At 63.0% G+C, this 5387-nt stretch carries 7 protein-coding genes and 1 pseudogene; 4 read left to right on the top strand and 4 right to left on the bottom strand.

The genetic code is table 11. The features are described from left to right. From BGO62_RS13600 to moaC, 4 genes and pseudogenes are all read right to left on the bottom strand, one after another. A pseudogene (locus BGO62_RS13600) lies at nucleotides 1–370 on the bottom strand (formate dehydrogenase); the annotation flags it as partial. Nucleotides 371–637: 267 nt separating this feature from the next. Then, entirely contained in the window at nucleotides 638–1156 is a 519-nt protein-coding gene (locus BGO62_RS13595) for a TlpA disulfide reductase family protein (RefSeq protein ID WP_296643447.1), read from the bottom strand. After that, the gene (locus BGO62_RS13590; RefSeq protein ID WP_296643446.1) at nucleotides 1153–1854 is read right to left on the bottom strand and encodes a hypothetical protein; all 702 of its coding nucleotides are present in this window, start codon (nucleotides 1852–1854) and stop codon (nucleotides 1153–1155) included. The genes BGO62_RS13595 and BGO62_RS13590 overlap by 4 nt, the downstream gene beginning before the upstream one ends. 62 nt (nucleotides 1855–1916) lie before the next feature. Continuing rightward, nucleotides 1917–2414, bottom strand: a complete 498-nt coding sequence (moaC, locus tag BGO62_RS13585; RefSeq protein ID WP_296643444.1) for a cyclic pyranopterin monophosphate synthase MoaC — start codon at nucleotides 2412–2414, stop codon at nucleotides 1917–1919. Nucleotides 2415–2490: 76 nt separating this feature from the next. Between moaC and BGO62_RS13580 the strand changes: the two genes are divergently transcribed. From BGO62_RS13580 to soxZ, 4 genes are all read left to right on the top strand, one after another. Continuing rightward, nucleotides 2491–3909: a M48 family metalloprotease gene (locus BGO62_RS13580; protein ID WP_296643442.1), complete on the top strand. Its 1419-nt coding sequence runs from the start codon at nucleotides 2491–2493 to the stop codon at nucleotides 3907–3909. Between the two features lie 203 nt (nucleotides 3910–4112). After that, on the top strand, nucleotides 4113–4478 hold the full coding sequence (soxX, locus tag BGO62_RS13575) for a sulfur oxidation c-type cytochrome SoxX (protein ID WP_296643440.1): 366 nt from the start codon (nucleotides 4113–4115) through the stop codon (nucleotides 4476–4478). Between the two features lie 34 nt (nucleotides 4479–4512). After that, a complete protein-coding gene (soxY, locus tag BGO62_RS13570; protein ID WP_296643438.1) occupies nucleotides 4513–4980 on the top strand; it encodes a thiosulfate oxidation carrier protein SoxY in 468 nt (155 codons plus the stop codon). A 59-nt stretch (nucleotides 4981–5039) separates the two neighbouring features. After that, entirely contained in the window at nucleotides 5040–5354 is a 315-nt protein-coding gene (gene soxZ / locus BGO62_RS13565; RefSeq protein WP_296643437.1) for a thiosulfate oxidation carrier complex protein SoxZ, read from the top strand. Nucleotides 5355–5387 lie beyond the last annotated feature (33 nt).

Here is a 5387-nt window from a genome sequence, read left to right as displayed (position 1 = left end):
TCTGGTCGCGTCCGGTGAAGTAGCCCAGCTTGGAGGGGTCGGTCGCACGGATTTCCTCCAGGCGGTCGGTCAGCACGTCGAGCGCCTGTTCCCAGGAAATCGCCTCGTAAATGCCCTCGCCGCGCTCGGTGCCCGGTTTGCGCATCAACGGCTGGGTCAGCTTGGCGGTCGAATACTGCTTCATGATCCCGGCCGATCCCTTGGCGCACAGCACGCCCTGGTTGGTGGGATGATTGCGGTTGCCCTGGATGAAGCGGACCTTGTTGTCCTCCAGCGTCACCTTGATGCCGCAGCGGCAGGCGCACATGTAGCAGGTGGTGTACTTGATTTCCTGCGCGTCGTGATTTTCGAGTTTTATCTTGGCGTTCATGCGGTCTCTAAGTTCAAAATCGTCCCCACGGTTCCACGCTGGAACCGCGTCTTTTCCTGCCCGGATATACACACTAGGTGACTGCTGGAAGCAGCGCCAGCGCATCGGCACTGGATGCTGCGGGGACGGCTATATATTAAACATTCCGAATATGCCGTTATTTTGCACTTCAAGCCCCCGGCATGGCAAGCAAAACGGCTGATGGTCTTATAAGACCATCTGATGAAAAACCCTTATTTATTACGGACTTAAGCATCCTGATTTCGTCTATCTTGCGTGCGCCGGCAACTCTGCCAATAGCGACTCGATCACCCGCAGCGCCTCCCCCTCGTCCCATTCGGTCGGCCCGGTCAGGACATAACGTACGCGCCCCTCGGCATCCAGCAGGAAGGTGGTGGGCAGCGCAAACACTTTCCAGTGCTGGGTGTTGCTGCCATCGGGGTCAAGCAGAATCGGAAAGCCCAGTTTCATTCTGGACAAATAGGCCTTCACTTCTTCGGGCGTCTCGGCGCTGTCCAGCGCGACGATCGTCAGCGGCCGTCCGGCCATTTTCACCCGCAGCCGCTCCATTGACGGCATTTCACGCAGACAGGGCGGGCACCATGACGCCCAGAAATTGAGCAGCACCACCTTGCCGCGATAGTCGGCCAGCGTCCTGGGCGCTCCGCTCAGGTCGCGCGCCTTCAGTTCCGGCGCCGGTTGGCTGGCACGCGCCTCGAATCCGGCAGCTTGCGCGCCAGCCGTCAGCAGCAGACTCATCGCACACGTCGTCAGCAATCGTTTCATTTGCACCCCCAGGCATTCAATTCACGCAGCAGCATGGCATCCATGCGGCGGCTCTCCGCCACTTCAAATTCAGTCGGCGTTTCGCGCGCCCAGTAGCCTTCGCGCAGGCTTTCCAGAACGGTCGCGCTGACCGTCGCGCCGTGCAGCGCCAGATGATCCAGCAGTCCCGGCAACCAGGGGGTCGCAGCGGAGCGGCGCGGCTGCAGCACGCGCACCTGCAAACCGGCCAAGGTTCCCAGGTCGAGGTAATCCGGCGCGGCCAGCGGCTCCGCCGTCATGTAGAGATTCGGATACAGCAGCGCCACGCAGAGTCGCTGCCGCTCGGCCGGCTCGAGCGAGGCCGCGGCACGCAGCAACGGAACCGCAGCGCGCGCCACGGCGACGGCCACCACCCGCTTGCCACTGGCCTGTGCGGCGCGCAGCCAGTCGGCCATATCCCGTACCGGCACATCGTCCATGCTGCTCGGCAACTGCGGCAGAAAATAGGCGCTGGCGAGGTCGAGCGACCAGGTTTCCACGCCTTGCGCGGCCAGTTGCTGCGCAGCCTGCACCTCGGGCTCGGCGCGCCCGCGCTCGGATGCCACCCACAGCAGCAACTGTGTTCCCGTGGCCGGGAATTTCAGATGCTCCGGCATATCCGCCCGCGCAACGGACGAACATGCCCACACCCCCAACAACAGGAATCCGAAAAAGCGCATGAGACGGTTCGATTTTTCCACCCCGACATCATGCCGCGGTGCGAGGCGGGCGCAAGATGACGTTATGACCAGGCGCCCGCCGAAGGGGACGAACGCCAATGGCCGGAACGGCCGCCCTGTTTCTCCAGCAGCCTGATGTCCGACATCACCATGCCGCGATCCACCGCCTTGCACATGTCGTAGATCGTCAACAGCGCGACGCTGACGCCGGTCAGCGCCTCCATTTCCACCCCGGTCTTGCCGACGGTTTCCGCGGTCACCGTGCAGGCGATCCATGATTCCGCCTGGTCGTGGCTGAATTCCACGCTCACCCGGGTCAGTGCGATCGGGTGGCACAGCGGGATCAGCTCAGCAGTGCGCTTGGTCGCCTGGATCGCCGCGATGCGCGCAATGCCCAGCACGTCGCCCTTGGTTGCCTGGCCGTCCAGAATACGCGCCAGGGTATCGGGTAACATGTGGATCCGGCCGCCCGCCACGGCGACGCGCCGGGTGTCGTCCTTGCCCGCCACGTCGACCATGACGGCGCGGCCGCGTTCATCAAAATGGGTGAATTCGCTCATGACACAGGAACCTTGTTGACAATCCGCGCATCGTAAACGAAATGCCATTCCCAGCTCTCATCCTTCTTGCCTCCTGATGCTGCGCACCCTGCTCGCGATCGCCCTGGCCGTCCAGCCGGCCATTGCCGCCGACCTGCCCGATCTGGGCGAAGTGTCGCGGCAGTATTTTTCCGACCAGGAGGAGCAGACGCTGGGACGCGCCATCATGCGCGACGTCTACGCCGACCCGCGCTATCTCGACGACCCTGAGATCGAAAGCTATCTCAACCAGCTTGGCTACAAGCTGGTCTCCGTCAGCACCCGCAACCAGCGCGAATTCACCTTCTTCGTCGTCAACGATCCTTCCATCAACGCCTTTGCCATGCCGGGCGGCAACATCGGCGTGCATACGGGCCTGCTGCTCGCCGCGCAAAGCGAATCCGAACTGGCGGGCGTGGTTGCGCACGAAATCGCCCACGTCACCCAGGACCATATCGCGCGCATGGTCGCTTCGCAAAGCCAGAGCTACTGGCCGACCATGGCCGCGCTGGCGCTGGCGCTGCTGGCATCGCGCTCCAGCCCCAACGTGGCGGGCGCGGCCATCGCCACCACCCAGGCCTATTCCATCCAGAATCAGCTCAACTACAGCCGCGATTACGAGCGCGAGGCGGACCGCCTGGGTTACGACATGCTGAACCGCAGCGGCTACGACGTGCGCGGCATGAGCGGTTTTTTCAGCCGCCTGCAGCGCGCCAACCGGTTTTACGACACCAGCGCCCCGGCCTATCTGCGCACCCATCCGCTCACCACCGACCGCATCGCCGACATGGAATCGCGCAGCGAAACCGCGCCTTACCAACAGGTTGAGGACAGCCTCGATTTCCAGCTGGTGCGCGCCCGCCTGCGTGCGCAGGAAGACAGCGCCCAGGATGCCGTGCTGGCTGCGCGCAAGGCGCTCGATGAAAAACGCTACAACAGCGAAACCGCCGCCCGCTATGGCCTGGTTACCGCGCTGATCCGCGCGCGGCAGTTCAAGGACGCCGAGACTGAAGCGCAGAAACTCCCGTCCGGCAAAACCGGCAACCCGATGATCCAGCTACTGATTGCCCGCACCGCCCTGGCCGCAGGCAACCAGATGCTTGCCTTGCAGCGCTACCAGGCTGGCAGCCAGGCCTATCCCGGCTATCGCCCCTTGCAGTACGGCTACATCGGCGCATTGCTGGCGGCAGGTCGCAGCAGCGATGCGCAGGCCCAGGTCGACAGGCAACTGGCGCTGTATCCGCTCGACCGCCGCCTGTGGCGGCTCGCCGCCCAGGCCCACGCCCAGCAGGGGCACCGCTTGCTCAGCCATCGCGCGCAGGCCGAAGCGGCGGCATTGAGCGGCAACCTGGTCGCCGCCATCGAGCAGATCGCCCTCGGCATCAAGGCCGGCGACGGCAGTTTCCACGAAATGTCGGCGGCCGAGGCGCGGCGGCGCGAATGGCAGGAGATCGAAAAATCACAGCGGAAAAACTAGCAACGCGCGCGCAGCCCCACATCGGGCGGGGCTGGTAGGAAATTACCCTTCGATTTGCACGTAAAGATTCATGTCCGGCCTTGCATGCCAAAAACAAATTCCACTATGCTTGGTCCCATCCATAACTGGATAGCGTTCACTGCAGGGCATCCCCAAGCGGCAAGCGCTTTCATAACCATGTCAATAAACTTAGGAGGATGACTATGCGTAAGTTGCATCAAATAGCAACGGCCTGCGCGATCAGCGCCATCATGTTGTCGGGTACGGTGCTGGCACAGGCGGCCGCTCCCAAGGAGGAAACCGGCAAGGACATCGCGTTCAACCGTGCCAAGGGCAACTGCCTGGCCTGCCACGGCATGCCGACCGTGCCCGATGCGGAATCCACCGGAATGTATGGTCCGCCCCTGATCGCCATGAGCGCACGCTATCCCGACAAAGCCAAGCTACGTGCCCAGATCTGGGATGCGACCGTCGCCAATCCCTCCACCAGCATGATTCCGTTCGGCAAGCACGGCGTGCTGACGGAAGCCGAGATCGATAAAGTGACCGATTTCGTTTACGGTCTGTAATTACCCGCAGATTTTTCAACAAGGAGATATGCAAATGAATGCACTTCGTAGAAACGTACTGAAAGGCGCCGCAGGCGCAGGCACCGTGGCCATCGCCGTGGCCGCCGGCCTGCTGAAGCCCACCCAGGCGATGGCCGCCTGGAACAAGGCCGCCTTCGAGGCCAAGAACGTCGGCGACGCGATGAAGGGGCTCGGCGTGGCCGGCCCGGCCGACAGCAAGGAGATCGCCATCAAGGCGCCGGACATCGCCGAGAACGGTTCGGTTGTGCCGGTGGAAGTCACCAGCAGCATCGCCGGCACGACCAGCATCGCCATCCTCGCCGAAAAGAACGGCACCCCCCTGGTCGGTACCTACAACCTGTCGGGCGGCACCCAAGGCTACATTTCCACCCGCATCAAGATGGGCCAGACCTCGCTGGTTCGCGCGGTCGTCAACGCCGGCGGCAAGTCCTACACCGCGGCCAAGGAAGTCAAGGTCACCATCGGCGGCTGCGGCGGCTGATCCCCGGCCTGGCCAGACATCATTCGTTGAACTGAATTCTTTTTAGAAAGGAAAGCCAAATGGCTGAACCCATGCGTATCCGTGCCACCATGGCAGGCGACGTCGCCGACGTCAAAGTGTTGATGAACCACCCGATGGAAACCGGCCTGCGCAAAGACGCCAAAACCGGCCAGCTGGTGCCCGCCCACTTCATTCAGGACGTGACGGCCACCATCAACGGCGCCGCGGTGCTGAGCGCCGACTTCGGCACCGGCATCTCCAAGAACCCCTACCTGGGCTTCAAGGTCAAGGGGCCCAAGAAAGGCGACAAGGTCGTCGTCAACTGGGTCGACAACAAGGGCGACAAGAACTCCGCCGAGGCCACCATCGGCTAAATCAGGCAATACCCGAGCGGGGCAGCATGCCCC

The organism is Thiobacillus sp. 65-1402, from assembly GCF_001897685.1.
Lineage (GTDB): Bacteria > Pseudomonadota > Gammaproteobacteria > Burkholderiales > Thiobacillaceae > Thiobacillus.
Note: the sequence above shows the minus strand (reverse complement) of the source record. Positions and strands in the feature narration are given on the sequence as shown.